The organism is Amycolatopsis sp. NPDC004772 (genome assembly GCF_053601215.1).
In genome coordinates, this window is record NZ_JBSGBK010000081.1 from 1 (window position 1) to 26,444 (window position 26,444).

Annotated in this window: 29 protein-coding genes; 19 read left to right on the forward strand and 10 right to left on the reverse strand. The window is 72.5% G+C overall.

Going from position 1 to position 26,444, the window contains the following annotated elements; genetic code table 11:
- Positions 1-469: 469 nt before the first annotated feature.
- Together ACWEF6_RS33985 and ACWEF6_RS33990 are read left to right on the forward strand one after the other, a co-directional pair.
- Complete coding sequence (locus ACWEF6_RS33985; RefSeq protein WP_449686685.1) at positions 470-847, forward strand: VOC family protein; 378 nt, start codon at positions 470-472, stop codon at positions 845-847.
- 37 nt (positions 848-884) lie between these two features.
- Positions 885-1,730 carry an NAD(P)-dependent oxidoreductase gene (locus ACWEF6_RS33990; RefSeq protein WP_449686686.1) on the forward strand — a complete coding sequence of 282 codons (846 nt, stop codon included), beginning with the start codon at positions 885-887 and terminating at the stop codon, positions 1,728-1,730.
- Here the strand turns inward: ACWEF6_RS33990 and ACWEF6_RS33995 are convergent.
- Positions 1,727-2,608 carry a hypothetical protein gene (locus ACWEF6_RS33995; RefSeq protein ID WP_449686687.1) on the reverse strand — a complete coding sequence of 294 codons (882 nt, stop codon included), beginning with the start codon at positions 2,606-2,608 and terminating at the stop codon, positions 1,727-1,729. The genes ACWEF6_RS33990 and ACWEF6_RS33995 overlap by 4 nt on opposite strands.
- Positions 2,609-2,737: 129 nt before the next feature.
- On the opposite strand from ACWEF6_RS33995, the gene ACWEF6_RS34000 reads away from it, so the two are divergent.
- From ACWEF6_RS34000 to ACWEF6_RS34030, 7 genes are all read left to right on the forward strand, one after another.
- A complete protein-coding gene (locus ACWEF6_RS34000; RefSeq protein ID WP_086841104.1) occupies positions 2,738-3,124 on the forward strand; it encodes a DUF948 domain-containing protein in 387 nt (128 codons plus the stop codon).
- Positions 3,121-3,423 (forward strand): hypothetical protein, encoded by a 303-nt coding sequence (locus ACWEF6_RS34005; protein WP_310974984.1) that lies wholly within the window; start codon positions 3,121-3,123, stop codon positions 3,421-3,423. Before ACWEF6_RS34000 ends, ACWEF6_RS34005 begins: the two co-directional genes overlap by 4 nt.
- A 77-nt stretch (positions 3,424-3,500) precedes the next feature.
- Positions 3,501-6,161, forward strand: coding sequence for an alanine--tRNA ligase (gene alaS / locus ACWEF6_RS34010; RefSeq protein ID WP_449686688.1), 2,661 nt, complete (start codon positions 3,501-3,503; stop codon positions 6,159-6,161).
- Positions 6,162-6,192: 31 nt separating this feature from the next.
- The gene (ruvX, locus tag ACWEF6_RS34015; protein ID WP_103350558.1) at positions 6,193-6,654 is read left to right on the forward strand and encodes a Holliday junction resolvase RuvX; all 462 of its coding nucleotides are present in this window, start codon (positions 6,193-6,195) and stop codon (positions 6,652-6,654) included.
- The gene (mltG, locus tag ACWEF6_RS34020) at positions 6,651-9,179 is read left to right on the forward strand and encodes an endolytic transglycosylase MltG (RefSeq protein WP_449686689.1); all 2,529 of its coding nucleotides are present in this window, start codon (positions 6,651-6,653) and stop codon (positions 9,177-9,179) included. The genes ruvX and mltG overlap by 4 nt, the downstream gene beginning before the upstream one ends.
- 16 nt (positions 9,180-9,195) lie before the next feature.
- Positions 9,196-10,023 carry a shikimate dehydrogenase gene (locus ACWEF6_RS34025; protein WP_449686711.1) on the forward strand — a complete coding sequence of 276 codons (828 nt, stop codon included), beginning with the start codon at positions 9,196-9,198 and terminating at the stop codon, positions 10,021-10,023.
- 61 nt (positions 10,024-10,084) lie between these two features.
- Positions 10,085-11,344, forward strand: coding sequence for a GrpB family protein (locus ACWEF6_RS34030; protein WP_449686690.1), 1,260 nt, complete (start codon positions 10,085-10,087; stop codon positions 11,342-11,344).
- Here the strand turns inward: ACWEF6_RS34030 and ACWEF6_RS34035 are convergent.
- Together ACWEF6_RS34035 and ACWEF6_RS34040 are read right to left on the reverse strand one after the other, a co-directional pair.
- Positions 11,316-11,975, reverse strand: a complete 660-nt coding sequence (locus tag ACWEF6_RS34035) for a TetR family transcriptional regulator (RefSeq protein ID WP_449686691.1) — start codon at positions 11,973-11,975, stop codon at positions 11,316-11,318. The two genes, ACWEF6_RS34030 and ACWEF6_RS34035, sit on opposite strands and share 29 nt — an antisense overlap.
- Positions 11,976-12,000: 25 nt before the next feature.
- Entirely contained in the window at positions 12,001-12,420 is a 420-nt protein-coding gene (locus tag ACWEF6_RS34040) for a hypothetical protein (RefSeq protein ID WP_449686692.1), read from the reverse strand.
- Between the two features lie 133 nt (positions 12,421-12,553).
- On the opposite strand from ACWEF6_RS34040, the gene ACWEF6_RS34045 reads away from it, so the two are divergent.
- Complete coding sequence (locus ACWEF6_RS34045; protein WP_449686693.1) at positions 12,554-13,741, forward strand: endonuclease/exonuclease/phosphatase family protein; 1,188 nt, start codon at positions 12,554-12,556, stop codon at positions 13,739-13,741.
- Here ACWEF6_RS34045 and ACWEF6_RS34050 read toward each other — a convergent pair.
- A complete protein-coding gene (locus ACWEF6_RS34050) occupies positions 13,738-14,991 on the reverse strand; it encodes a hypothetical protein (protein ID WP_449686694.1) in 1,254 nt (417 codons plus the stop codon). The two genes, ACWEF6_RS34045 and ACWEF6_RS34050, sit on opposite strands and share 4 nt — an antisense overlap.
- Before the next feature lie 60 nt (positions 14,992-15,051).
- On the opposite strand from ACWEF6_RS34050, the gene ACWEF6_RS34055 reads away from it, so the two are divergent.
- Together ACWEF6_RS34055 and ACWEF6_RS34060 are read left to right on the forward strand one after the other, a co-directional pair.
- Positions 15,052-15,591 carry a helix-turn-helix domain-containing protein gene (locus ACWEF6_RS34055; RefSeq protein ID WP_449686695.1) on the forward strand — a complete coding sequence of 180 codons (540 nt, stop codon included), beginning with the start codon at positions 15,052-15,054 and terminating at the stop codon, positions 15,589-15,591.
- A 25-nt stretch (positions 15,592-15,616) separates the two neighbouring features.
- Positions 15,617-16,549 (forward strand): D-2-hydroxyacid dehydrogenase family protein, encoded by a 933-nt coding sequence (locus ACWEF6_RS34060; RefSeq protein WP_449686696.1) that lies wholly within the window; start codon positions 15,617-15,619, stop codon positions 16,547-16,549.
- 157 nt (positions 16,550-16,706) lie between these two features.
- Here the strand turns inward: ACWEF6_RS34060 and ACWEF6_RS34065 are convergent, their stop codons facing one another.
- From ACWEF6_RS34065 to ACWEF6_RS34085, 5 genes are all read right to left on the reverse strand, one after another.
- Entirely contained in the window at positions 16,707-18,179 is a 1,473-nt protein-coding gene (locus ACWEF6_RS34065; protein WP_449686697.1) for an alpha/beta hydrolase, read from the reverse strand.
- Positions 18,176-18,991, reverse strand: a complete 816-nt coding sequence (locus tag ACWEF6_RS34070; RefSeq protein ID WP_449686698.1) for a serine hydrolase domain-containing protein — start codon at positions 18,989-18,991, stop codon at positions 18,176-18,178. The genes ACWEF6_RS34065 and ACWEF6_RS34070 overlap by 4 nt, the downstream gene beginning before the upstream one ends.
- A 71-nt stretch (positions 18,992-19,062) precedes the next feature.
- Positions 19,063-19,329 carry an HPr family phosphocarrier protein gene (locus ACWEF6_RS34075; protein ID WP_285994310.1) on the reverse strand — a complete coding sequence of 89 codons (267 nt, stop codon included), beginning with the start codon at positions 19,327-19,329 and terminating at the stop codon, positions 19,063-19,065.
- Between the two features lie 37 nt (positions 19,330-19,366).
- Positions 19,367-20,599 carry a PTS transporter subunit EIIC gene (locus ACWEF6_RS34080; RefSeq protein ID WP_310974997.1) on the reverse strand — a complete coding sequence of 411 codons (1,233 nt, stop codon included), beginning with the start codon at positions 20,597-20,599 and terminating at the stop codon, positions 19,367-19,369.
- A complete protein-coding gene (locus tag ACWEF6_RS34085) occupies positions 20,596-21,384 on the reverse strand; it encodes a GntR family transcriptional regulator (RefSeq protein WP_310974998.1) in 789 nt (262 codons plus the stop codon). Before ACWEF6_RS34085 ends, ACWEF6_RS34080 begins: the two co-directional genes overlap by 4 nt.
- Before the next feature lie 242 nt (positions 21,385-21,626).
- Between ACWEF6_RS34085 and ACWEF6_RS34090 the strand changes: the two genes are divergently transcribed.
- Complete coding sequence (locus ACWEF6_RS34090; RefSeq protein WP_167379806.1) at positions 21,627-21,866, forward strand: glucose PTS transporter subunit EIIB; 240 nt, start codon at positions 21,627-21,629, stop codon at positions 21,864-21,866.
- A complete protein-coding gene (locus tag ACWEF6_RS34095; RefSeq protein ID WP_310974999.1) occupies positions 21,863-22,318 on the forward strand; it encodes a PTS sugar transporter subunit IIA in 456 nt (151 codons plus the stop codon). The genes ACWEF6_RS34090 and ACWEF6_RS34095 overlap by 4 nt, the downstream gene beginning before the upstream one ends.
- Positions 22,319-22,433: 115 nt before the next feature.
- Here the strand turns inward: ACWEF6_RS34095 and ACWEF6_RS34100 are convergent, their stop codons facing one another.
- Complete coding sequence (locus ACWEF6_RS34100; RefSeq protein WP_360183497.1) at positions 22,434-22,871, reverse strand: QcrA and Rieske domain-containing protein; 438 nt, start codon at positions 22,869-22,871, stop codon at positions 22,434-22,436.
- 105 nt (positions 22,872-22,976) lie between these two features.
- On the opposite strand from ACWEF6_RS34100, the gene ACWEF6_RS34105 reads away from it, so the two are divergent.
- The 5 genes from ACWEF6_RS34105 to ACWEF6_RS34125 all read left to right on the forward strand — a co-directional run bounded on the left by ACWEF6_RS34105 (position 22,977) and on the right by ACWEF6_RS34125 (position 26,438).
- Positions 22,977-23,345, forward strand: a complete 369-nt coding sequence (locus ACWEF6_RS34105) for a hypothetical protein (RefSeq protein WP_310975001.1) — start codon at positions 22,977-22,979, stop codon at positions 23,343-23,345.
- A gap of 4 nt (positions 23,346-23,349) precedes the next feature.
- Complete coding sequence (locus ACWEF6_RS34110) at positions 23,350-23,862, forward strand: sigma-70 family RNA polymerase sigma factor (RefSeq protein WP_310975002.1); 513 nt, start codon at positions 23,350-23,352, stop codon at positions 23,860-23,862.
- Positions 23,859-24,509 (forward strand): anti-sigma factor family protein, encoded by a 651-nt coding sequence (locus tag ACWEF6_RS34115; RefSeq protein ID WP_449686699.1) that lies wholly within the window; start codon positions 23,859-23,861, stop codon positions 24,507-24,509. Before ACWEF6_RS34110 ends, ACWEF6_RS34115 begins: the two co-directional genes overlap by 4 nt.
- 220 nt (positions 24,510-24,729) lie before the next feature.
- Complete coding sequence (gene aroC, locus ACWEF6_RS34120; RefSeq protein ID WP_449686700.1) at positions 24,730-25,917, forward strand: chorismate synthase; 1,188 nt, start codon at positions 24,730-24,732, stop codon at positions 25,915-25,917.
- Positions 25,914-26,438 carry a shikimate kinase gene (locus tag ACWEF6_RS34125; protein ID WP_449679166.1) on the forward strand — a complete coding sequence of 175 codons (525 nt, stop codon included), beginning with the start codon at positions 25,914-25,916 and terminating at the stop codon, positions 26,436-26,438. The genes aroC and ACWEF6_RS34125 overlap by 4 nt, the downstream gene beginning before the upstream one ends.
- Positions 26,439-26,444 lie beyond the last annotated feature (6 nt).

Below are 26,444 nucleotides of genomic sequence, written 5' to 3' on the forward strand. Positions count from 1 at the left end.
CGGGGCGGGCCGGGTCCCCACGCTTCGGCCCCGGACCCGGGGGGTGGGTGGGGCGGCGCGGGCGGGGCCGCGCCGGCCGGCTGCGGCCGCCGCCTGCCCGCCATCGCTCCTGCTGCCGCAGTCTGGCCGCCGCCTGCCCACTGCTTGGCAGACCGCCGCCCGCCCGCCGCCCATCGCCCATCGCCCGCCGTCGCCCTTGCTGGGCTTCCGCCCGCTGCTTGGCCGGCGCCCGCCCGCCTGCCCGCCGTCGCCCATGCTGGGCTTCCGCCCGCCTGCTCGCCGGCCGCCGCCCTCCGGTGCTGGTCGCCCGGCCGCCGATCGCTGCCGGCCCTCCGGTCTTGCAGGCCGAACAAGCCCCGTCGTTCCCCCGATCGTGGGCCGCGGGGGGCAAGATCATCGGGGTTCGTAAACTCTTCCCCTCCAGGCGGCCCCGACCGGGGAGGGCCCCACGACGGCAGGAGGCGTGCCCGTGCCCGCGACGCTGCAGTGCATCGTCCTGGACTGTCCGGAGCCGCTGGTGCTCGCCCGCTTCTACCAGGCCCTGCTCGGTGGCGATGTGGATCTCCCCGATCCGCGGTGGCGCGTGGACGAGGACTGGTCGACCCTGCACGTGAACGGGATGGTCCTCGGCTTCCAGCGCGCGCCGGACCACCGGCCGCCGAGCTGGCCCGATCCGTCCTTCCCGCAGCAGTTCCACCTGGACTTCGAGGTCGACGACTTCCGCGAGTCGCACCACGCCGTCCTCGCGCACGGCGGCCGGCTGCTCGACCCCGATCTCGGCGGCCGGGGCTGGCGCGTCTACGCCGACCCGGCGGGCCACCCCTTCTGCCTCCTCGGCGACTACTGAGCGCGCGGCCGCGTCCCGCCTCCGGGACGATAGCGGCATGACAATCGCGTTTCTCGGCACCGGGATCATGGGCGCCCCGATGGCGGCCAACATCGCCAAGGCGGGCCTCGACGTCCGCGTCTGGAACCGGACCCGGGAGAAGGCCGAACCCCTCTCCGACGTCGCCACGGTGGCCGAGTCGGCCTCCGCCGCGGCCGACGGCGCGGACATCCTCGTCACGATGCTCGCCGATGGCCCCGCCGTGGCCGAAGCGTTCGAAGCCGCGTCGCCGGCTTCGGGGACGTTGTGGCTGCAGATGAGCACCGTCGGCCTCGACTGGACCGACCGGCTCGCCGCGATGGCGGAGAAGGCGGGCGTGGTGTTCGTCGACGCACCGGTGCTCGGCACCCGGCAGCCGGCGGAACAAGCCCAGCTGCAGGTGCTGGCGTCCGGGCCCGAGGAGGCCCGGCCCAAGGCGACGCCGGTGTTCGACGCGGTCGCCATCAAGACGCAGTGGCTCGGCCCCGCCGGCCGCGGCAGCCGCCTGAAGCTGGTGGTGAACGCGTGGGTGCTCGCGCTGACCAACGCGACGGCGGAGAGCCTCGGCCTGGCCGGCGCGCTGGGCCTGGACCCGCAGCTGTTCCTGGAGACGATCAAGGGCGGCGGCCTCGACGTCGGCTACGCGCACGTGAAGGGCGGCGCGATGCTGACGAGCGAGTACGCGGCATCGTTCCCGGCCGGGCTGGCGGCGAAGGACGCCCGCCTGGTCGTGGAAGCCGCCGGGGACGAGGTCGACCTCGCGGGGGCGAAGGCGGTCCTGACCCACCTGGAGGCAGCGGTCGAGGCCGGGCACGGCGACGACGACATGGCGGCGCTGTACCGCGCGGTGGTGAAGGAGCGTTAGAGGAGCGTCGCCAGCCGATCCACGCCCAGGGCGCTGGTCAGGAGGCGTTCCTTCGCGTTGCCCAGCAGCTTCTGCGTCCACGGCGTGAAGCCGCCGTCACCCACTTCGGCGAGCTCGCCGCCGAAGGACGCGTACACCTTGAAGCAGAGGCCTTCGTAGTAGCCGCCTCGGCCGCCTTCCCGCTCCGGGAACGGCCGGATCGGCACGTCCGGCACCGCGTCGAGCAGCCCCTCGAACCGGGGGTCGAGCACGGTCACGCCCAGCTCGACCGCGGACGCGCCCAGCACCCGGCAGGCCCCGGCCAGCAGCGCGGCGTGTTCGGCCAGGTGCCGCCGCTCGAAGGCCAGGTCGCCGGTGTCCCGGCCGGCCGTCACGGCGCCGAACAGCGAGAAGTGGGCGAACAGCCCGGCCGGGACCTGCTGGGCCCGCACCACGCGCTGCACCGCGGCCAGGCGGACGACGTCCTCCGACGAACGCCGGACCGCCGCCTCCAAGGCCAGACCGGTCGTGGGGTCGGCGGCGACCTCGGTGCCGCGGCCGGTCGGCACCACCCGGTGCTGGGCCACCCCGGCCACCGCCGAATGGGTGCCGAGCGGGACGAGCGGCGAGAGGGTGACCAGGTCGAAGCCGGTGGCGGTGCCGATCACGGCGTCTTCGACCCGGCGCAGCCGGCCGAACGGCGCCGGGCTCGGCCCCGTGAACCGATCGGTCCGGTGCCGGCGCAGCACGTCGGGCCCGGCCAGCCGGGCCGCACGCCGGCGCGCGATCTCCAGCTGCACCGTGGTCAGGTCGGCGCCGGGCAGCCCGGCCAGCAGGTCGGCCGCGGTTCCGCCCGGCCCGGCGAGGACCCGCCGGCCGGGTCCGCTGTCGTGGTCCATCACCCAGGTGTACCGGGCGGCCGCGGCCGGTGGCGAGGCGTTTTCCCGGCCCGGCGGGGTGACACGGTCGGGGACCCGGCCAGGCGGTAACCTCAGTCGGCATCCCGACCCCTGAACCGAGGAGGGCCCGTGTCGGCAGGGCAGATCGCCGCGTTGATCGCCGCAGGAGCATTCGTGGTGCTGGTCGTCCTGCTGGCGATCCCGCTGATCAAGCTCGGCAAGACGCTGGACGCGGCCACCGAGGCGATCGAGCGCACCAACAGCAACACCGATCCGCTGCTGATCGGCGCGAACGAGACGATCACGCACGTCAACACCCAGCTCGAGCGGGTCGACGGGATCACCGCGAACGCGCAGGCGGTCACCGGCAACGTCTCCGCGCTCACCTCCGTCTTCACCGCGACCCTCGGCGGCCCGCTGGTCAAGACCGCGGCGCTGTCCTACGGCCTGTCCAAGGCGATCAAGGCGCGCAAGAAGAAGAGCGCCCTCAAGGCCGCCAGGAAGGCCGGGAAATGAAGCGGCTGTTCTGGCTCGGCGTCGGCGTGGTCGCCGGCGTCGCGCTGTCCCGCAAGGCCGCCGAAACCGCTCGTCAGGCCACCCCGGCCGGGTTAGCATCGAACCTGGGGGACGCCGTGCGCGAGCTGGCCGGCGCCGTGGGTTCGTTCGGCGCCGAGGTGCGTGCGGGCATGAACGAGCGGGAACAGGAGCTGCACGACATGGTCGAGGAGCGGACGGGCGTGTCAGCGCCCCGCGCCGAGGGACGGCACGCCGCCGCCCGGCGCCCGGTCCGGCGAGCTCGCCGGGCGGAGGGCTGATCCGGGCCTGCCCGGAACCCCTTCGCCGCAGCCACGCCGCCCACCCCGTTCCGAACCACAGCCACAAGGACTGACCCGTGGACACACACGAAATCACCGACCGTTTCCTGCGCCATTTCGAAGGCCGCGGCCACACGCGCGTGCCCAGCGCGCCGCTGATCCTCGACGACCCGAACCTGCTGTTCGTCAACGCCGGCATGGTCCAGTTCAAGCCGTACTTCCTCGGTGAGGCGCCGCCGCCGTACCCGCGCGCGACCTCCGTGCAGAAGTGCGTGCGCACGCCGGACATCGACGAGGTCGGCAAGACCACCCGGCACAACACGTTCTTCCAGATGGCCGGCAACTTCTCCTTCGGCGACTACTTCAAGGAAGGCGCCATCGAGGCGGCCTGGGAGCTGATCACCAAGCCCCAGAGCGAAGGCGGCTTCGGCCTCGAACCCGACCGCATCTGGGCGACCGTCTACAACGACGACTCCGAAGCGGCCGGGCTGTGGCGCAAGCTCACCGGCCTGCCCGGCGAGCGCATCCAGGCCCGCGACGGCAAGGACAACTACTGGGACATGGGCGTGCCCGGTCCCGGCGGCCCGTGCTCGGAGATCTACTACGACCGCGGCCCGGCGTACGGCCGCGAGGGCGGCCCGGTCGCCGACGAGGATCGCTACATCGAGATCTGGAACCTCGTCTTCATGCAGGACGTCCGCGGCGACCTGAGCCCCAAGCTCGGCCACCCGCCGATCGGCGAGCTGCCGAAGAAGAACATCGACACCGGCATGGGCGTCGAGCGCGTCGCGACGATCCTGCAGGGCGTCGAGAACGTCTACGAGACCGACCTCGTGCGCCCGGTCATCGGCCGCGCGGAGGAGTTCTCGGGCCGCCGCTACGGCAGCAACCACGCCGACGACGTCCGCTTCCGCGTCATCGCCGACCACGCCCGCACCGGCGTCATGCTGATCGGCGACGGCGTCACCCCGGGCAACGACGGCCGCGGCTACGTGCTGCGCCGCCTGCTGCGCCGCATCATCCGCTCCTCGCGCCTGCTCGGCGTGCACGAGCCGGTGCTGCAGGCGTTCGCGGCGGTCGTCCGCGACACCATGGGCCCGACCTACCCCGAGCTGGTCTCCGGCTTCGACCGCATCAACGAGGTCGTCCGGATCGAGGAGGAGGCGTTCCTCTCGACCCTGACCAGCGGTTCGCGCATCTTCGACCTCGCGGCCGAGGAGACCAAGCGCGGCGGCGGCGACGTGCTCGCGGGCGACAAGGCGTTCCAGCTGCACGACACCTACGGCTTCCCGATCGACCTCACCCTCGAAATGGCGGCCGAGCAGGGCCTGACCGTCGACGAAGAGGGCTTCCGCACGCTCATGGACGAGCAGCGCAAGCGCGCGAAGGCGGACGCGGCGGCCCGCAAGACCGGCCACGGCGACCTCTCGGAGTACCGGAAGGTCCTGGAGCAGCACGGCGAGACCGAGTTCCTCGGCTACACCGACCTGCAGGCCGAGGCCAAGGTCGTCGCGCTGCTCGAAGACGGGCAGCCGGTCCGCAGCGTCTCGGCGGGCAAGAAGGCGGAGCTGGTCCTCGACCGGACGCCGTTCTACGCCGAAAGCGGTGGCCAGGTCGCCGACACCGGCGTGCTGCTGGGTGACGGCGTCGAGTTGAAGGTCCTGGACGTCCAGAAGATCGTGCCGGGCCTGTTCGTGCACCGCGTCGAGGTCGTCGACGGCGAGGTCGGGCTGGACACCAAGCTCACCGGCTCGGTCGACGCGCACCGCCGGCTCTCGATCGAGCGTTCGCACTCGGCGACGCACCTGGTGCACGCGGCCGTCCGCGGCGCGTACGGCAAGCGCGCGGCGCAGGCGGGTTCGCTGAACTCGCCGGGCCGCATGCGGTTCGACTTCACCACGCCGGGTTCGGTGTCGGCGGACGTGCTGACCGAGGTCGAGGAGGAGGTCAACGACTACCTCCAGACGAACGTCGAGGTGCAGAGCTACACCACGACCAAGGACAAGGCCCTCGAGCTGGGCGCGGTCGCGCTGTTCGGCGAGAAGTACGGCAACGACGTCCGCGTGGTCGACATGGGCGAGTACTCCCGCGAGCTCTGCGGTGGCACGCACGTCGACCGGATCGGCCAGCTCGGGCTGGTCAAGCTGGTCTCCGACGCCTCCATCGGCTCGGGCGTGCACCGCGTCGAGGCGCTCGTCGGCGGCGACGCGCTGAAGTACGTCCGCAAGGAGCAGCTGCTGGTCTCGCAGCTCGCGAACACCTTCAAGGTGCCGTCGGACCAGCTGCCCGGCCGCATCGACGACGTCCTGACCCGGCTGAAGAACGCCGAGAAGGAGATCGCGCAGCTGAAGACCCAGCAGGTGCTGGGCTCGGCGGGTGCGCTGGTCGACAAGGCGCAGGAGATCGGCGGCGTGACCGTCGTGGCCGAGGTCGTCCCGGACGTCGACGGCAACGGCCTGCGGGCGCTCGCCTCGGACATCCGCGGCCGGCTCGGCACGCGGCCCGGTGTGGTGGCGCTGTTCTCGCCGGCCGGGGAGAAGCTGAGCTTCGTCGTCGCGACGACCAAGGCGGCCCAGGACAAGGGCATCGCCGCGGGCAAGCTGGTGCCGTCGTTCGCCGAGAAGATCGGCGGCCGGGGCGGCGGCAAGCCCGACATGGCCCAGGGCGGTGGCACGAACCCGGCCGGCGCGCAAGAGGCGGTCACGGCCCTGCGCGCGGCGATTGCCGGCATTGGTTAACCGCGGAAACCGCGGCCCGGACCGTCCCGGCGTGGGCGATCCGGGCCGGGGCCGCCGGCTCGGCGTGGATGTCGGATCCGTCCGGGTCGGGGTCGCGCTGAGCGATCCGGCCCCGATGCTGGCGTCGCCATTGGTTACCCTCTCCCGCGATGCGACCGACGACAGTGATCTGGACCAGCTCGCCGCCCTCGTCACCGAGCACGAGGTGGTCGAGGTGATCGTGGGCCTGCCGAGAACGCTCGCCAACCGCCAGGGCCCGGCGGCCGAGCTGGCGATCGCGTATTCTGAACGCCTGGCCGGGCGGATAGCGCCCGTGCCGGTCCGGCTGGGCGACGAGCGGCTGACCACGGTCACCGCATCCCGCATCCTCTCCCAGCGCGGGGTCAAAGGCCGCAAGCAGCGCGCGGTGGTCGACCAGGCCGCCGCCGTCGAGATCCTGCAGGCCTGGATCGACGCCGCCGCTGCGCACCGCGCCCGGGAGGGAGACCGATGAACGAGCAGCCACCTGAGCCCCCACGCGGGCGCCGGCGACTGCGCGAGCCGGACGCGGCCACCCCGCCGCCGTCCCGGCCCGCACCGCGCCGCACCCCCAGCGGCCAGCACGAGCTGCCGCCACGTCGCAGTGGCGAGTACGACCTGCCGCAGCCCTCCCGCCGGGCCCGCCGGGAAGAGCCGCCGGGCTACGACCCGCGCCGCGGCGCACCGCAACCCGGCCGCCGCCTGGAACCGCCGGGCACGCTGCCGTCGGCCGACGCGGAGTTCGACCCGCAGGAGCGCCGCGCGGCCCCGGCTAGGGCGGCGCGCGCCCGCCACGGCCTCGACGAGGGCTCCGAGATCGACCAGCCGGCCCCGCGCCGCCGCCGCGCGGCCCCGGACGACGTCGAGGGCAGGCCGCCCCGGCGCCGCGCCGCGCCGGACCCGGACGACCTCGACGGCAGGCCGGCTCCGCGCCGGATCGCACCGGACCCCGACGAAGGCGCCGGCCGGTCCTCCCGCCGGCGTCGCGGCGCCCCGGACCCGGACGACTTCGAGAGCCGCCCGCCTCAGCGGCGCGGCGCTCCGGACGACACTGGGGGCAGGGCGCCCCGACGGCGTGGCGCGCCGGATTTCGACGACTTCGAGAGCCGGCCACCCCAGCGGCGCGGGGCTCCGGCTCCGGACGAGGCCGGAACGTCCCGGCGGCGCGGGGCTCCGGACTTCGACGACGCCGAGAGCAGCGCGCCCCAGTGGCGCGGCGCTGCGGATCTCGACGACCCCGAAAGCAGCGCGCCTCAGTGGCGTGGCGCCCCGGATTTCGACGACTTCGAGAGCCGGTCGCCTCAGCGGCGCGGGACTCCGGACGAGGCCGGAGCGCCCCGGCGACGCGGGGTTCCGGACGATGCCGATGCGAGAGCCGCCCGGCGGCGTGGCGCACCCGACCCGGACGATGCCGATGGCAGAGCCGCCCGGCGGCGTGGCGGACCCGACCCGGACGATGCCGAGGCCAGAGCCGCCCGGCGGCGTGGCGCACCCGAGCCCGACGAGGCCGATGGCCGGCGGCGTGCCGTGCCCGAGCGCATCGAACCGGCACCTTCGCGCCGTCGCCGTACCGACCCCGATGCGGCCGAACGCTCCCCGGGGCGTCGCGGCGCGGCCGCCGAGCCCGTCCGGCCGCCCGCCCAGCCGGGTGACCGCTCCGCAGGCATGCCCGAACCCGGCGCCGAGCCGCGCCGCCGTCCGCCGGTCGCGCCCGGGCGTGAAGAGCCGGTCACCGAGGTGATCCCGGCGCAGGCCCCCGCCGAGCCGCCGCAGGAGGAGCTCGCGGAAGACGGCTACGACGACTACGAGGACTACGAGGACTACGAAGAATACGACGACGATTACGACGACTACGACGAAGAGCCGGAGAAGCCGCGCAAGAAGAAGGGCAAGCGCGCCCTCGGGTGGGTCGCCGCGATCGCGGTGATCGCCCTGCTCGCGGGCGGTGCCTGGTACGGCTTCAACCGGTTCTTCGGCTACGACGACTTCGACGGCGCGGGCACCGACGATGTGGTGTTCCAGGTCGACGACGGCGACACGACGTCGGCGATCGGCGCGAAGCTCACCACGGCGGGGGTCGTCGCCAGCACCAAGGCGTTCGTCAAGGCGGGCGAGGGCAACCCGAAGCTCGCCCGCCTCCAGCACGGCTTCTACGTGATGAAGTCGCACATGTCCGGGGCCAGCGCGGTCGACCGGATCACCGACGCCGCTTCCCGCGTCGGCCAGCTGGAGATCCGGCCGTACACGCAGTTCGACGACATCACCCAGCCCGACGGCAAGGTCACGCCCGGCGTGTACAGCCTGATGGCGAAGGCGTCCTGCGCGCAGCTCAACGGCAAGAGCACCTGCGTCTCGGCGGACGACCTGCGCAAGGCCGTCGACGCCGCGGACCTCAAGCAGCTCGGCGTGCCGGACTGGGCGATCGAGCCGGCCAACAAGGCCGACCGCAAGGACCGCAGGCTGGAGGGCCTGATCGCGCCCGGCGTCTACGACGTCAAGCCCGGGTCCAGCGCGCAGGAGATCCTCACGCAGCTGGTGCACAGCTCGGCCGAGGCGATCCAAAACGCCCAGCTGAGCCCGCAGTCAACCGGCCCGGGCGTGACACCGTACCAGACGCTGATCATCGCCTCGATCATCGAACGCGAGGCCGTGAAGGCCGACTTCGGCAAGCTCTCGCGGGTCATCTACAACCGGCTGAAGATCAACATGCGGCTGCAGATGGACTCCACGGTCAACTACGTGCTCGACCGGCCGACGCTGCTGACCAACGAAGGCGACCGGGTGAAGTCCGGGGCGTACAACACCTACAAGAACGCCGGGCTGCCGCCGACGCCCATCGCGGTGGCGAGCCCGGAGGCGATCCAGGCCGCGGTGAAACCGCCGGCCGGGGACTGGGTGTACTTCGTCAAGTGCGAGAAGAACGGCCTGTCCTGCTTCGCGGTCACCAACGACGAGCACAACCGCAACCGGGACCTGGCCAGGGAACGCGGTGTCATCTGAGCCCCGCAAGGCCGCCGTGCTCGGGAAGCCGGTGGCGCACTCGCTGTCCCCGGTGCTGCACGGCGCCGCGTTCGCCGCGCTCGGCCTGACCGGCTGGACCTACGAGCGCATCGAGACCAGCGCCGAAGAACTCCCGGGCCTGGTCGAGGGCCTCGGCCCGGAGTGGGCCGGGTTCTCGGTCACCATGCCGGGCAAGCGCGCGGCGCTGGACCACGCGGACGAGGTGACGCCGCGGGCGGCCGCCGTCGGCGCGGCCAACACGCTGGTCCGCACCGCGACGGGCTGGCTCGCGGACTGCACCGACGTCGAGGGCGTCACCGGCGCCCTGCGCGCGGCCGGCGGCTACCGGCCGTCGCCCGCGGACACCGCGGTCGTGCTCGGCGCGGGCGGGACGGCGGCGGCGGCCGTGGTCGGGCTCGCCGCCCTCGGCGTCCGGCAGGTGCGGCTGGTCGTGCGCGAACCGGCCCGGGCCGGCGAAACCCTCGACGCGGCGAAGCGGGCCGCGCTCGACGTCGACGTCCTGCGCTGGGCCGACACGGACTTCGCGGCGCTCGGGTCCGCGGCGGTGCTGGTGAACACCGTCCCGCCGGACGCGGTCGCCGCGCACGTCGCCGAACTCGCCGCGGTCGAGCACGTCCTCGACGTCATCTACCACCCGTGGCCGACACCGCTCGCCGAAGCCGTCGCGGCGCGCGGGGGACGGCTCGCGACCGGGTTGGACATGCTGCTGCACCAGGCGTTCGGCCAGGCCGAGCACTTCACCGGCCGCCCGGCCCCGCGGGCGGCGATGCGGGACGCGCTGCGCGAAGCGACCGGGAACCCGCTGCCGCTGCCGATCGACTGAGAAAACCGGTTGCGCACGCCGATAATCTGGCGGACTGCCTTGTCGAAGGGGGTCAACCGGAATGACCGGCCAAGAAGCATTGAGCGACGAAGAGGTCCAGAGCGCGTGGGTCGGCGAAGCGCCGAAGCTGAACTCGACCGTCACCCTCGCCGACTACGACCCGGAATGGCCACGGCTGTTCGAGCGTGAAGCCGAGCGGATCCGGGGCGTGCTGGGGGAGCGGGTGCTGGTGCTGGAGCACGTCGGCTCGACGTCGGTGCCCGGCCTGTGCGCCAAACCGATCGTCGACATCCTCCTGGAGGTGCCGGACTCCGACGACGAAGACACCTACGTCCCGGACCTGGAGGCGGCCGGGTACCGGCTGACGATCCGGGAGCCCGACTGGGAGAAGCACCGGATGTTCAAGGGCCCGGACACGAACGTCAACCTGCACGTCTACTCGCCGGGCAACGGCCAGACGCCGCGCTACCGCCTCTTCCGCGACCGCCTGCGCGCGCACCCGGAGGAGCTGGAGCTGTACGCGGCGAAGAAGCGCGAACTCGCGGCGAAGACGTGGAAGTACATCCAGAACTACGCCGACGCCAAGACGGAGGTGGTCGAGGAGATCCTCGGCCGCGCGCGGGCCGCGCAGTACGACGGCCACAGCGAGGCCTACGCCGAGCACGCGGAGAAGTCCGTCACCAACGCCTTCTACGACCGGCCGGCGATCCTCGACCTCGCCGGGGACGTCGCCGGGCGGCGCGTGCTGGACGTCGGCTGCGCGGCCGGGCACCTCAGCGCGCTCCTGGCCGAGCGCGGTGCCGACGTCGTCGGCATCGACTCCAGCGCGGGCATGATCGCCGTCGCGCGCCGGAAGTTCGGGAACACCGCCCGGTTCGAGGTCGCGGACATCACCCGGTCGCTCCCGCTGCCGGACGCCTCGATCGACGTCATCACCGCATCGCTCGTGCTGCACTACCTGGCGGACTGGGGGCCGGCGCTGGCCGAGTTCCGCCGGGTCCTCGAGCCCGGGGGCGCGCTCGTGTTCTCGGTGCACCACCCGGGCGAGGACTGGCGGTGGTTCGGCAGGGAGAACTACTTCGAGCTGGAGCTGCTGGAGGACGAGTTCCCGCCCGGCAACGTCGTGCACTTCCACCGGCGCCCGCTGAGCTGGACGTTCCAGGCGGTCCGCGACGCGGGCTTCGCGGTGGACCGCCTGGTCGAGCCGATGCCGGTCCCGGAGGCCGAGGCCGCCGATCCGCAATGGGCGGCGAACCTGCGGACCAGGCCGCGGTTCCTGTACTTCCGGGCGGTCAATCCCGCTTGGCGAGGTCGTGGATGAGGTCGACGATCTCCCGGCTGACCGGGCGGAACACCCGCAGCCGGGAGAGCGCGGCCAGCCGGGCCAGCAGCGGGACGCTGCGCTCGACCAGCAGCCGGCTGCGTTTCGTTCCGGCCGAGCGGTCGTGGACCCAGAACAGCACCACGCCCATCTGGAACAGCCAGAGCAGCTCCGGCAGCTGGTCCCGCAGCTCCGGGTCGAGCTTGACGTCGGAGCCGTCGACGACCTCGCGCATCAGGCCGATCGACGCTTCCCGGGCGGCCGAGGAGTCGTCGCTGAACGGGCTCAGCGGCGACTCCGGGTCGGCCGCGTTGACGAAGAACTGCGTGCCGAAGCGGTGGTAGGGCTCGGCGATGTCGAGCCAGCACAGCAGCACGGCCTTCAGCCGGTCGGCGAAGCCGGGGCGGCCGGTCAGCAGCGCCCGGGCCGCCGTCAGGTGCTGCGCGGCCATTTCGTCGTAGAAGCCCTGGATCAGCTGTTCCTTCGACGAGAAGTAGTAGTAGGCGTTCCCGACGGAAACCCCCGCTTCGGCGGCGATCGCGCGCATCGTCGTGCGGTCGTAGCCGTTCTCGGTGAACAGCCGCATCGCGGTCGTGACGATCAGGGACCGCGTTTCCTCGCTCTTGGCCACGCGCTGCACGTTAGCGCCGCCGCCGTCAGGGGGCCGGGAAGGGCGGGACCTGCGGCACGCCGGGGTAGGGGAGCGGTACCGGCGCCGGCGCGGGCTTCGGGGCCAGGTGGCGGCGCCGGATGCCGTTGAACACCAGGACGTTGAACAGGTGCATGACGCCGAGGACGAGCGCGACCGTGCCGATCTTGACCGACAGCATCTCGAACACGTCGCGGGCGCTGACCACGAAGCTGTTGCTGGTCAGGAAGAGCGTCACGAAGCCGAGGCTGACCAGGTAGAAGCCGACCACCAGCAGCTGGTTCACGGCGTTCGCCAGGCCGGGGCTGTCGGCGAAGACCTCGGTGAGGAAGGTGCGGCCGTGCTTGCTCAGCGTCCGGGCGACGAGCACCGTCAGCGGGATGCTGATCAGCAGGTAGAGCGCGTAGGCGAGGACTATCGGGTCCATGGCTTTCTCCTTTTTGAACGTGTTCAAGAGAGACGGTAGCGCTGCTTTTGAACGTGTTCAAGAGGGCTGGGTCACGTCGCCCGTTCACCTGCTGCTCACCCGGACGGCTGATTTCCGGCATAGGGTGACCGCCGTGAAACGCATCGCCGCCGGGCTGGCCGCCGCCGCGCTCGTAGCGCTCTTCGTCCCCGCCACCGCTTCTGCGAGCTTCGGGACCGACGTTCGCTTCGCCACCTTCAACGCTTCGCTGAATCGCGCTGCTGCCGGGCAGCTCGTCACCGACCTTTCGACGCCGGGCAACGCCCAGGCGCAGGAGGTCGCCGAGGTGATCCAGCGCAACCGCGCGGACGTCCAGCTGATCAACGAGTTCGACTACGTCCCCGGCAACGCGGCCGCCGACCTGTTCCGGAAGAACTACCTGGCGATCGGCCAGCACGGCGCGCGGCCCATCGACTACCCGTACGCCTACACCGCGCCGGTCAACACGGGCGTGCCCACCGGCTTCGACCTCGATCGCAGCGGCACGGTCGGCGGCGGCAACGACGCCCAGGGCTTCGGCACCTTCGAGGGCCAGTACGGGCTGCTGGTGCTCTCGAAGTACCCGATCGACCTTGCGCACGTCCGGACGTTCCAGAAGTTCCGGTGGAAGGACATGCCGGGCGCGCTGCTGCCGGACGACCCGGCCACGCCCGCGCCGCACGACTGGTACGACGCCGCGGAGCTGAACGTGCTGCGCCTGTCGTCGAAGTCGCATTGGGACCTGCCGCTGAAGATCGGCCGTTCGACCGTGCACTTCCTGGTCTCGCACCCGACACCGCCGAGCTTCGACGGCCCGGAGGACCGCAACGGCACCCGTAACCACGACGAGATCCGCTTCTGGGCCGATTACGTGACCCCGGGCCAGGGCGGCTACCTCTACGACGACCGCGGCCACCGCGGCGGCCTGGGCGCATCGGAGAGGTTCGTGATCGCGGGCGACAACAACTCCGACCCCCTCGACGGCGACAGCGTCCCCGGCGCCATCGACCAGCTGCTGCACGCGCGCCGCGTCATCGAGACCCACCCGGGCAGCCGGGGCGCGGTGCTCGCGGCGCAGGCCCAGGGCGGCGCGAACGACGGCCAGAAGAGCAACCCGTTCTTCGACACCGGCGACTTCAACGACGTCGCGCCGGGCAACCTGCGGACCGACTACGTGCTGCCGTCGAAGGGCCTGGTGCCCGGGTGCGCCGAGGTGTTCTGGCCGGTCCCGTCCGACCCGCTGTCCCGGCTGAACGACGCTTCCGACCACCACCTGGTCCGGGTGGACGTGGTCGTCCGCTAGCGCGCCGAAACCCAGGCCGCGATGTCGGCGACCACGGCCGGGTCGACGTGCTGCGGCGCCTCGTAACCGGCCGGGGTGGACGGTCCTTCGCCGCGGAAGAACAGGTGGTCGGCGGCCTCGTGGACGCGGATCGTGACGTCCGGCCGGTGGGCCAGGCCCTCCTGCCAGCGCACGAGGTCGCCGGTCGCGGTCACCTGGTAGTCGCGGCCGCCCTGCAGGATCAGCATCGGCCTGTCGAGGGCGGCAGCGGTCGCGACCGGGTCGTAGCCGCGCAGGTCCAGCCAGTACGAGGCCGGCCAGCCGAACAGCAGGTCCGCGGCCGGCGTCGAGGGTGACAGCTCGGGGCTTTCGACGAGCGCCGCCTGCCGCACGACCGACTCGGCGGCTGCCGCGGTGGCCGGGCCCGGCGCCACTTCGGCCAGGTAGCGGGCGACCCGGACGGCCGCCCGCGGCAGCGGCAGGGTGTCGCCGGCCAGGCTGATCAGGCCGGCGATCGACGGCTCGGCGGCCGCGACCCGGGGCGTCGCCTTGCCGCCCCCGCTGAGTCCCAGGACGAACACCCGCGCCGGGTCCACCGCTTCCTGCGCCTGCAGCAGGCGGACGGCGGCGAGCGCGTGGGGCACGTACTCGTCGGCCATCGTGAAGCCGGGTGCCGAACCGGTCTCCGGGTGGACGTGGGTCACCTTGTCGAACCGGGCCACCGCGACGCCGCGGGAGGCCAGCCCCCACGCCAGGTCCTTGAACGGCTTGTTGGGCCCGGTCGTCAGGTCGCGGTCGGCGGGCCCCGAACCGAGCAGCACCACTCCCGGCCACGGGCCACGCCCCCGGGGCACGGTGAGCGTGCCCGGCACCGCGAGCGGGCCGGTGCCGACGGTGACCTCGTGCTCGGTGAACCGGCCCGCCTCGGCGTTGGCCGGAGGCGTCCAGGACAGGCCGGTCGGTGGCGCGAGCCGCAGGCCGTGCAGCAGGCCGGCGTCGTCGACCGACATCACCACCGTGAGGCCGCCGCGCTCGCAGGTCACCGGGACGCTGACCCGGACCAGCCCCTCCGCGGGCGGCTCGCTCAGCGGGGTGTCGACCGCCCGGACCGGCCCGGTTTTGGCGAGCTCGGTCTCCCAGCCGACCCGCAGCGTCCCGGCCGACGCCGCCGCCCGCAGCCGCGGCGCGAACCGCTGCTCGACCTCCGCGAACCGTCCCGCTGCCGTCAGGTCGACGACCGTCCGGGCGACCACTGCCGGGTCCGTGCTCATCATCCGCCCCCATCATTCTCGTGTTTTGCGAACGGTATCACGTAATGAGAACATTGGGGGGTGGACACCTTGGAACTCCTGGGGCACCCGGTGCGGCTGCGGATCGTGCACGCCCTGCGCGGCGAGCGCACGCTCACCACCGCCGAGCTCGGCGCGCTCCTGCCGGACGTCTCGAAAGCCATGCTCTACCGGCACGTCGACCAGCTCGCCGCCGGCGGCGTCCTGGAGGTGGCCGGCGAACGCCGGGTCCGCGGCGCGGTCGAGCGGCACTACCGGTTGCGCCGGGACCGGGCGTCCATCGACCGTGGTACGGCCGCGTCGATGTCGGCCGAGGACCACCGGCGGGGGTTCGCCGTGGCGGTCGCGACCCTGGTCGCCGAGTTCGACGCCTATCTCGACCGCGACGGCACCGACCCGTCCGCCGACCCCGTCGGCTACCAGCAGCACGCGATCTGGCTGAGCGAGGACGAACTCGTCGCCATGGTCGCCGAACTGCGGGCCGCGATCCTCCCGCGGCTGGCCAACCCGGCCGCCCCCGGCCGCACGCGGTACCTGCTCAGCCCGATCCTCTTCCCCGGCGAGCCGCCCACCACCGGCTGACGCGCCCACCTACTACGGTGAGGTCATGCGGATCGCGATTCTCGACGACTACCAGAACGTCGCCCTCACCTTCGGCGACTGGGACTCGCTCAAGGCCGACATCACGGTCTTCACCGAACCCCTGACCGACGTCGTCAAGCAACTGCAGGGCTTCGAAGCGGTGGTCGCGATGCGCGAACGCACCCGGTTCCCGGCCGAGGTGCTCGACGCGCTGCCCGACCTGAAGCTGCTGGTCAGCACGGGTAAGCGGAACGCGGCCGTCGACGTGGCCGCCGCGCGCCGCAACGGTGTCGTCGTGTCCGCCACCGGCTACATCGGGGAGCCGACCGCCGAGCACACCTGGGCGCTGATCCTGGCCGCGTCGCGGAACCTGCCGCAGGAGTTCCGCTCGATGCGCGAGGGCGGCTGGCAGACGTCCGTCGGCACCATGCTGCACGGCAAGACGCTCGGCCTGCTGGGCCTGGGCCGGCTCGGCGCGGGCGCGGCGAAGATCGGGCAGGTCTTCGGGATGGAGACCATCGCCTGGAGCCAGAACCTGACCCAGGAGAAGGCGGACCCGCACGGCGTCACCGCGGTGACCAAGGACGAGCTCTTCGCGCGGTCGGACGTGCTGTCCATCCACCTGGTGCTCGGCGAGCGCACCCGCGGCCTGGTCGGGGCGGCCGAATTCGCCGCGATGAAGCCGACGGCGCTGCTGGTGAACACCTCGCGCGGCCCGATCGTCGACGAGGCGGCACTGGTGGACGCGTTGCGGCGCAAGGAGATCCGCGCCGCCGCGCTGGACGTCTACGACACCGAGCCGTTCCCCGCCGACCATCCGCTGAGGACACTCGACAACGCGGTCCTGACCCCGCACATCGGCTTCGTCACCCGGGAGGTCTACGAGATCTTCTACGGCGACGCGGTCGAGGACATCGCGGCCTACCAGGCGGGGGCGCCGATCCGCGTCATGGAGTGAAGAAGGTGTGCGGCCCGCCGGGGCCCGAGGTCCCCGCACCGGCCCTGCGGCGGGCCTGCACCCTTCGATGACACCACCCGCACCCGGCCCGCGGCAGGGTCTTTGGACCCGGTCCCGGCCGGGCCGTTGGGCACGACGTCCGGTCGGCGAATTTCCCTCAGGGAAAGGGAACCGCGTCGGGGGCGCAGGTTGTCTCCGGCGCCGGGGCGGCCAGCTCCGTCAGGTACCGCACGACGGCCGCCGAGGCGCACGCGCTCGGGGCGTCCAGGGACGTGTGGCCGTAGCCGTTCACGACGAGCACGCGGCCGTCGCCCAGCTCCGCCGCCGTCGCCTCCGCGTTGTGCAGCGGGGTCGCCGGGTCGAACCGGTTGTTCAGCACCAGGATCGGGTTCTTCCGCGGCCGGTTCCACGGTCCGGTGTACCGGTCTTCGTCGTGGGCCGGCCAGCCGACGCACTGGGCCATCGAATACACCGCGCTCAGCCCGAAGTACGGCTGCCGCGCGCTTTCCGTCGTGGCCAGTGCGGCGTAGTCCGCGGGCGATTGCGGGTTGTCGCTGTCGACGCACTGGACGGCCAGGAAGCCGGGGGAGTGCGTCGGCACGTACGGGTCGAGCACCGGCGCCGCGGGGCCCGGATCCGCGGGCATTGCGGCCAGGGTTTGGGCGAGTCGCTTCCACCGGCCGGACTGGTACAGCGCGCTGTCGACGGTCTTCATCAGGGAGCCGACGCCCGGGCCACGGGAGGCGTGGGCGAAGATCCCGGCGAACTTCTGCTTCGGGTCGCCCGCGGAGAAGGCGCACTTCGGCCCGGCGGCGGCGCACACCGCGAAGAACCGGTCGAGTTCCTGCTGCTGCGCGCCGGCGACGTCGGCCCGCACGTCCACCGGCTGGTTCGCCTGGCCCGGCCGGCCGGTGGCGTTCGCGACGAGGTCGAGCGTGCCGTCGAGGGTCATCGCGCGGACCTTGTCCGCGAACAGGTTCGCGTACGTGCCGCCCAGGTAGGTGCCGTAGGAGTACCCGTAGAAGTTCAGCGAGGCGTCCCCGACGGCTTGGCGCAGCAGCTCCATGTCCCGCGCGACGTTCGCCGTGGAGAGGTGGCTCAGCAGGCCGCCCGAGGCCGCGCAGGCCTTGCCGGTGGCCGCGCTCGCGGCGAAGAACGCGTCCGGCTGCCTGAGCGGGGACCCGGCCGGCCGGTCCGGGTTCGCGCAGCCGATCGGGGCCGACCCGCCGATCCCGCGCGGGTCGAAGCTCACCAGGTCGAACCGGGCCCGCAGCTCCGGCGGGTAGCGGGCGGCGAACCGGGTCAGCTCGCCGACGCCGTCCGTGCCCGGGCCGCCGAAGTTGAAGAACAGCGAGCCGAGCCGCCGTCCCGGGTCGCCCGCCGGCAGCCGGATCACCGACAGCGGGATCGTGGCGCCACGGGGCTCGCGGTAGCTCAGCGGCACGGCCGCGGCCGCGCACTGGAACGGCCCGTGACAGGGCGCCCAGTGCAGCGCCGGGACCGCGGCGCCGTTCGTGCCGAGCGCCGGGGGAGGCTCGGGCGCTTCCGGGGTGGGCGTGGGTGCGGGCGCGGCCTGGGGCGCACTGCAGGCGGCGAGCAGCAGGAGGGCCGCGAGGAAGGCCCGCTTCACGCGCCCAGGTCGGCCAGGACGGCGTCGGTGTAGCGCGGCCAGACTTCGGCGGCCCAGGGGCCGAACGCGCGGTCGGTGAGGGCGACGCAGGCCGCGCCCGCGTCCGGGTCGACCCAGAGGAACGTGCCCGACTGGCCGAAGTGCCCGAACGTCCGCGGCGAGCTGTTCGCCCCGGTCCAGTGCGGGCTCTTGTGGTCGCGGATCTCGAAGCCGAGGCCCCAGTCGTTGGGTTTCTGGTGCCCGAAACCGGGCAGCACCCCGGAAAGGCCGGGGAACACGACGTTCGTCGCCTCGGCGACGGTGGCGGGGTCGAGCAGCTTCGAGACCTGCAGCTCGGCGGCGAACGCGGCCAGATCGTCCACAGTGGACACGACGTCGGCGGCGGGCGAGCCTTCGAGCGCGGTCGACGTCATGCCGAGCGGGGTGAACAGCGCTTCGGCCTGGTATTGCTCGAAGGGGATGCCGGAGTGCTCGGCCAGCGCGTCGGCCAGCTGCTCGAACCCGGCGTTGGAGTAGAGCCGCCGGGTGCCCGGGGCGGCCATCGCCTTGTGCGCGTCGAAGGCGAGCCCGGAGGTGTGGGCCAGCAGGTGCCGCACGGTCGAGCCCTCGGGCCCGGCCGGCGTGCCGAGCTCGACGACGCCTTCCTCGACCGCGATGAGCGCGGTGTAGGCGGTCAGCAGCTTGGAAACCGAGGCGAGCCGGAACTTCCGCGCGGTGTCACCGTGGCGGCCGGCGACGCTCCCGTCCGCCGTCACCACGGCCGTCGCGGCGTTGTCCACCGGCCACTCGTCGATCAGGCGCACGCTCTCCATGCGCCCACCCTACGAAACGAAGGCCCCCGCACCGGTGTCGGGGACCGGTGCGGGGGCCTTCGCGGTGTTCGTCAGGCGTCGAGATCGGTGGCGACGAGCTGGGCGACCGCTTCCACGGCCTCCTCGGCACCCTCGCCCTCGGCGCTGATGACGACCTCGTCGCCGTACCCGGCGGCCAGCGTCATCAGGTTGAGCACGCTGCCGGCGGCCACCGGGTCTCCGCCGGCCTTGGCGATCTGCACCGCGACGGGCTGCGCCGCGGCCGCCTTCGCCACCAGCGCGGCCGGCCGGGCGTGCAGGCCCACCTTGCTGGCCACGGCGACGCGTTTCTCCGGCATGTTCGTCCTCTCGCTTTCGGTTACGGCGGTGGTGATGTTACTTCGCGGCCGTCCGGTCGAGGTCCGCCTCGATCGAGTCGTCCTCGCGGCCCGGGGTGCGCAGGTTCCACTTCGTGATGACGATCCGGAACACGAAGTAGTAGATCACTCCGAAGACCAGCCCGATCGGGATGAGCAGCCACGCCTTGTGCGCGGTGTCCAGGCTCGAGTTGAGCAGGAAGTCGATCCCGCCCGCGGAGAAGGAGAAGCCGAGGTGGATGTCCAGGGCGTTCACCAGCGCCAGCGAAACGCCGGTCATGATCGCGTGGAAGATGTACAGCGGCCACGCCACGAACATGAACGAGAACTCGATCGGCTCGGTGACACCGGTGATGAACGAGGTCAGCGCGGCCGCGATCATCACACCGCCGACGATCTTCTTCTGCGCGGGGCGGGCGGTCTGCCAGATCGCGAGCGCCGCGGCCGGCAGGGCGAACATGAAGATCGGGAAGAACCCGGTCATGAAGATGCCCGAGCCCTGCACGTGGTTGAAGAAGTTGGTCAGGTCGCCACCGTTGAAGATGAACCACATCGGGACGTTCAGCAGCTGGTGCAGACCGACCGGGATGAGCAGGCGGTTGAAGAAGCCGTATATGCCGCCACCGACGACCGGCTGGCCGACGATCGCCTCACCGAGGTTCTGGATGCCCGCGTCGACCCACTTGAAGACGATGCCGAAGATGACACCCAGGATGATCATGGTGAAGGCGGTGATGATCGGGACGAACCGCCGCCCACCGAAGAACGCCAGCCACGCGGGCAGCTTGATCCGGTGGTACCGCTGCCACAGCAGGGCAGCGACGATACCGGACACGATGCCGGTCAGGACGCTGTACGGCCAGTGCAGCGGCGAGCTGTCCCAAGCGGGCTTGTAGCCCACCTGGCTGCTGACCGGCGCGATGGCCTGGATCACCCGGTTGAAGACGACCCAGCCGACCGCCGCCGCCACGGCCGTCGAACCGTCACCCTTGCGGGCGAAGCCGACCGCGATGCCGATCGCGAAGAGCAGGGGCAGGAAGTCGAAGAGCGCGTTGCCCGCCGAGCCGATGACGGCGGCTACCTTGTCCCAGCCGAGGCCGTCCTTGCCGAGCAGGTCGTCCTGACCGAACCGGAGCAGGATGCCCGCCGCAGGGAGCGTGGCGATGGGGAGCATGAGGCTGCGGCCGAAGCGCTGCAGGCCGGCGAGACCTCCGCCGCCCTTCTTCGCCCCCTCCGCGGTGGTGGTGCTCATCTGGATCCTCCATAGTGGGGTGGTTGACCGGGCTCCGGGGTGTTCCGGTCCAACTGCATGGTCACCTGGTAGTGATCTCCCCGGTACCAGGACGTGATGTCTTCGATCGGGTCGCCGCCTGCGCTGGAGACCCGCCGGAACACGAGCAGGGGGCTGCCGGCACGCATGCCGAGCAGCCGGGCCGTCTCGCGGTCCGCGCCTTCGGCCCAGACCGTCTGCCACGCCTGGTCGGGACGCACACCGTACGTCTCGGCCAGCTGCGCGTAAATGGACTGGGTCAGGTCGAGCCCGAGCAGGCCGGGAGCCCGGCCCGCGTGGTACCAGCCGCGCTCGACGGCCAGGGGCACGCCGTCGGCGTGGCGCAGGCGCACCAGGTGGTGCGCGGATGCGCCCTCGGCCAGGCCGAGGGCGTGCGCCGAGGCGGTGGGCGGCACCTCGGTGGCCGCGGAGACCACCTCGGTCGTCGGGGTCAGCCCCCGCCTCCGCATGTCGTCGGTGAACGACATCAGGTAGAGCTGCAGCTCCATCCGCCGGGCCGCGGTGAACGTGCCCTTGCCGCGGACCCGGGCGAGCAGGCCCTCTTCGACCAGCTTGCCGATCGCCGACCGGACCGTGAGCCGCGACACGCCGTAGCGCTGGGCCAGCTCGCGTTCCGACGGGATCGGCGCACCCGGCGGGAGCTCGCGCTCCACCGTGCGGCGGAGGATCTCCCGCAGCTGGGCGTGCTTGGGCGTGGGCCCGTTGACAACCTTGTCGGGCGGCGGGACGTGCGCGGCCGCGCTCATCGGCGTCACCCTCCTCGTTCTCGCGCCACCGGGGACCGGTGCTCGCGTCCGGCCCGGAACATTGGTACGTTCCGGTCTAGACCAATGATCTGATGGGGCAGGATGCTCCGCCGCGCGGACGGGTGTCAACCACCGTTATCCGTTCGTGGCCCGCGGCGGGGTGCATGCCGACGATCGGCGTAGTACAGGTGGACACGCGGTTCGCGTCAGGTTGGGAACAAACAGTGATCAAGGAGACCGCGATGGCGGATGACAGGCCCGAGAAGATCCTCGCCGCGCTCGGCGGCACGGAGAACCTCACCGAGATCGAGGGCTGCATCACGCGGCTGCGCTGCGAGGTCGAGGACATGAGCCTCGTCGACGAGGCGGCGCTGAAGAAGGCCGGTGCGATGGGCGTGGTCAAGATGGGGTCGTCGGCGTTGCAGGTGATCGTCGGGCCGGAGGCGGACACCATCGCCAGCGACATCGAGGACCTGCTGTGAGCTTCGACATCCTCAGCCCGGTCGCCGGGCGCGTGGTGCCGATCACCGAGGTCCCCGACCCGGTCTTCGCGCAGGCGATGGTCGGCCCGGGCATTGCGGTGCAGCCCACGGGCGGCCGGTCGGACGCGGTCGCGCCGGTCGACGGCACGGTGGCGACGCTGCACCCGCACGCCTACGTCGTCGCGACCGAGGACGGCAAGGCCGTGCTGGTCCACCTCGGGATCGACACGGTCAAGGAAAAGGGCGAGGGCTTCACGCTGCACGTCGTCAAGGGCGAGCAGGTGCGGGCCGGGCAGCCGATCGTCAGCTGGGACCCGGAGGCGGTGACCGCGGCGGGCTACTCGGCGATCGTCCCGGTCGTCGCGCTGGACGCCTCGGCGGAGGTTTTGTCCGGTTTGGACACCGAGCGCGAGGTCGCCGCGGGTGACCGGCTCTTCGCCTGGGACGCCTGAGCTTCAGCTGTCACACGGTGACAACCGGGGCTTCGCCACCCGGACCCCCGAAAAGCGAGCGAACGGGCCCCTGTGGACGGTGCGTCCACAAGGGCCCGTTCGCGCGCCCGGCTCGTCAGCCGGTGACGACCTTCCCGTTCTCGACCTTGACCGGCACGCTCGGCAGGGGCTTGTTCGCCGGGCCCTGCTTGACCTCGCCGGTGAGCGCGTTGAACACCGAACCGTGGCACGGGCAGACCAGGTCGGCGCCCTTCGGCGTCACGGTGCAGCCCTGGTGCGTGCACACCGCGCTGAACGCGGCACAGGCCGACTCGGACGTCCGGGCCACGATCACGTCGGAGCCGTCCGGGGCCTTCGCCGCCTTCGCCTGCCCGACCGGGACCTCGGCGAGCGCGACCAGCGGCGTCCCGGCGGCGATCGGGGCCTGCGCGGTGCCCGACTTGCCGTTCGATTCCGACGAGCAGGCGGTGAGGGCGACGGCGCCGACGGCGGCACCGGCGACGGCGGCACCGGTGGACAGGACGGTGCGGCGGGAGTGCAGTTCGGCTGTCATGCCCTTATCAACGGGATCGCCACCCGTTCGGTTCAATTTCCGGTGAACCGGATCGCCCCCTGCTCCGTGTATCTACCGGAGTGGGTGTGGAGTGGAGGAACGATCATGGTGAGTTGGGTTCTACGCATCGTCGTGGCGGCCGCGCTGCTCGGCTCGGCGGGCGTGCACTACTTCTTGTGGACGCAGGACTACCCCGGCCTGACCGGCACGCTGTTCCTGCTCGACGCGATCGCCGGGCTGGTGCTGGCGATCGCGGTCCTGGCCTGGCGGCACTGGCTGCCGGCGCTGGGCGCGGTCGGCTTCGGGGCGCTCACGCTCGGGGCGTACGTGCTGGCCGCGACGGTCGGGTTCATGGGGAACCACGACCAGTTCAACAGCCAGCCGGAGTACTGGGGCGTCATCACGGAGGCGGTCTGCATCGTGGGCGGTCTGGCGCTGCTGTTCGTGAAGGACCGGCGCCGGGTCGCGGCCTGAGTTCGTGGGAGAAGTCGCCGAAGAGGCGCTCATGCGCGCGCTGCACGAGGACCACGCGGCGGCGCTGTGGTCCTACGCCCTGCACCTGACCTCCGGTGACCGGATCCGGGCCGAGGACGTCGTCCAGGAGACGCTGCTGCGGGCCTGGCGCTCGCCGGCGGTGCTGGACCAGTCGCAGGGCTCGGCGCGGGCGTGGCTGTTCACGGTGGCCCGGCGGATCGCCATCGACGGCTGGCGGTCGGCGTCGGCCCGGTCGGAGGTGCCGACCGACCGGCCGCCGGACCGCGTGGTCGCCGACGGCACCGACCGCGCGGTGCAGGGCTGGCTGGTCGCCGAGGCGCTGGCCGAGCTGTCGGAACGGCACCGCGAGGTGCTGCTGCTGTGCTACTTCCAGGGGTATTCGGTCGCCGACGCGGCACTGAAGCTGGGGGTGGCCGAAGGGACGGTCAAGTCGCGCACGCACTACGCGTTGCGCGCGCTCCGCCTGGTGCTGGAAGAGAGGGGAGTGACCCAGTGAGCGAAGATCCTTTCGCGACGTTCGACGCCGCGTACGTGCTCGGGGCGCTCGCCCCCGAGGACCGCCAGCGCTTCGAGGAGCACCTGCGCACGTGCGACCGGTGCGCGGCTTCGGTGCGCGAGCTGGCGGGGCTGCCCGGGCTGCTGGCCAGGGTGGACGCACCGGCGTCGCTGCCGGACCCCGGTCCGCCCCCGCCGGACCTGCTCCCGGTGGTGCTCCGGCGGGTGCGGCGCGGCCGCCGGATCCGGCTCGCGGTCACGTCCGCCTCGGCCGCGCTGGCGGTGTCGGCCTGCGTGGCGCTGGCGGTGGTGGCCTCGGCGCCCGCTCCCGCCTTGCCCGCTTCGCCGCCTTCGGTGGCGATGACGGCCCTGGGCCAGTTCCCGGTCCGCGCGGACGCCCGCCTGGCGGCGTTCGACTGGGGCACCCAGGTCGACATGTCGTGCAGCTACACGGGCGGCCGCAGCGGCGGCGAGTACGTCCTGGTGGCGATCTCGCGCTCGGGCGTGGAGACCCGGCTAGCGACCTGGAAGGCCCTCCCGGACAACACGGCCCGCCTCTCGATCGGCACGGCCGTGCACCAAGCGGACCTGGCGGCCCTCGAAGTCCGTCTGGCCGACGGCCTCCCCCTGCTCCGCCTGACGCTCTGAGCCGGTGGCTCATCCGGGCCGCAGGGGGTCCCGGATGAGCCACCACCCCGCCAGTCACGCGAGTTACGCCTCCAGTCACGTGAGTTACGCCTCCCGTCACGTGAGTTACGCCTACAATCACGTGAGATGCGCCTTCGGACACGCGAGCCGCCCCTCCAGGGATGCGGAGTGACCGGAGGCATGTCCCGGCCCGGACCGCGGCCGTGACAGGATTGAGCCCATGTTGCGCTGGATCACCGCAGGTGAATCGCACGGACCCGCGCTGGCCGCCGTGCTCGAAGGGATGCCCGCGGGCGTTGCCGTCACCACCGCCGACGTCACCGAGCAGCTGGCCCGCCGCCGCCTCGGGTTCGGCCGCAGCCCGCGGATGGGGTTCGAGACCGACCACATCGAGTTCCTCGGCGGCGTCCGCCACGGTCTCACCCAGGGCGGCCCGGTCGCCGTGCACATCGAGAACGCCGAGTGGCCCAAGTGGGAGCAGGTCATGGCGGCCGACCCGGTGGACCCCCAGATCCTCGAAGGCCTCGCGCGCAACGAACCGCTCACGCGGCCCCGCCCCGGCCACGCGGACCTGCCCGGCATGCAGAAGTACGGCTTCGACGAGGCCCGGCCCGTCCTGGAGCGCGCGAGTGCCCGCGAGACCGCGTCGCGGACCGCGCTCGGCACCGTCGCCCGCAACTTCCTCAAGCAGCTGCTCGACGTCGAAATCCTCAGCCACGTCGTCTCGATCGGCGGGGCCGACGCGCCCGAGGGCCCGCTCCCGCAGCCGGGCGACCTGGCCGCCATCGACGAGAGCCCGGTGCGCTCCTTCAGCCAGGGAGGCACCGACGCCATGGTCGCCGAGGTCGACGCCGTGCGGAAGGCGGGCGACACCGTCGGCGGCGTGATCGAGGTCCTCGCCTACGGCCTCCCGCCGGGCCTCGGCTCGCACGTCCACTGGGACCGCCGGCTCGACGCCCGCCTCGCCGGCGCGCTGATGGGCGTCCAGGCGATGAAGGGCGTCGAGGTCGGCGACGGCTTCACCACCGCACGCCGCTGGGGCAGCCAGGCGCACGACGAGATCGACCGCGGCACCGGCCCGGTCGGCGTCACCCGCCGGTCCAACCGCGCGGGCGGCCTCGAAGGCGGCATCACCAACGGCGAGCCGCTGCGGGTCCGGGTGGCCATGAAGCCGATCTCGACCGTCCCCAAAGCACTGTCCACAGTAGACGTCAAGACCGGCGAGCCCGCGGTCGCGATCCACCAGCGGTCGGACGTCTGCGCCGTGCCGCGCGCCGGGGTCGTGCTGGAATCGGTCGTGGCGCTCATCCTCGCCGACGCCGCGCTCGAGAAGTTCGGCGGCGACTCGCTCGCCGAGAGCAAGCGCAACGCCGAGGCCTACCTCAAGGCGCTCGAGGAGCGGTGGTGAGTCCGCGCGCGGTGGTCGTCGGCCCGCCCGGCTCGGGCAAGAGCACGGTCGGGCCGCTGCTGGCGGCCGCGCTCGGCGTCGGGTTCCGCGACAGCGACGACGACATCGTCGCGCGCGCCGGACGCAGCATCTCCGACATCTTCGCGGACGACGGCGAACCCGCTTTCCGCGCCCTGGAAGAAGAAGCGGTCGCGACGGCGCTGGCGGAGCACGACGGCGTGCTCTCCCTCGGCGGCGGCGCACCGCTGACGCCGGGCACCCGGGCCCGGCTGGCCGAGCACACCGTCGTGTTCCTCAACGTCGGCCTCGCGGCGGGTGTGCAACGCACCGGCCTGTCGAGCGCGCGGCCGCTGCTGGCCGGGGTGAACCCCCGCGCCACCTTCAAGAAACTGCTCGACGAGCGGGTGCCCGTCTACCGCGAGGTCGCCACCGTCGAGATCGTCACCGACGACCGGACGCCCCCCGAGATCGTCGCGCACCTCGTGGCGGAGCTCGCCGCTCCCGCCGAAGCCAAGGAGTGAGTCACC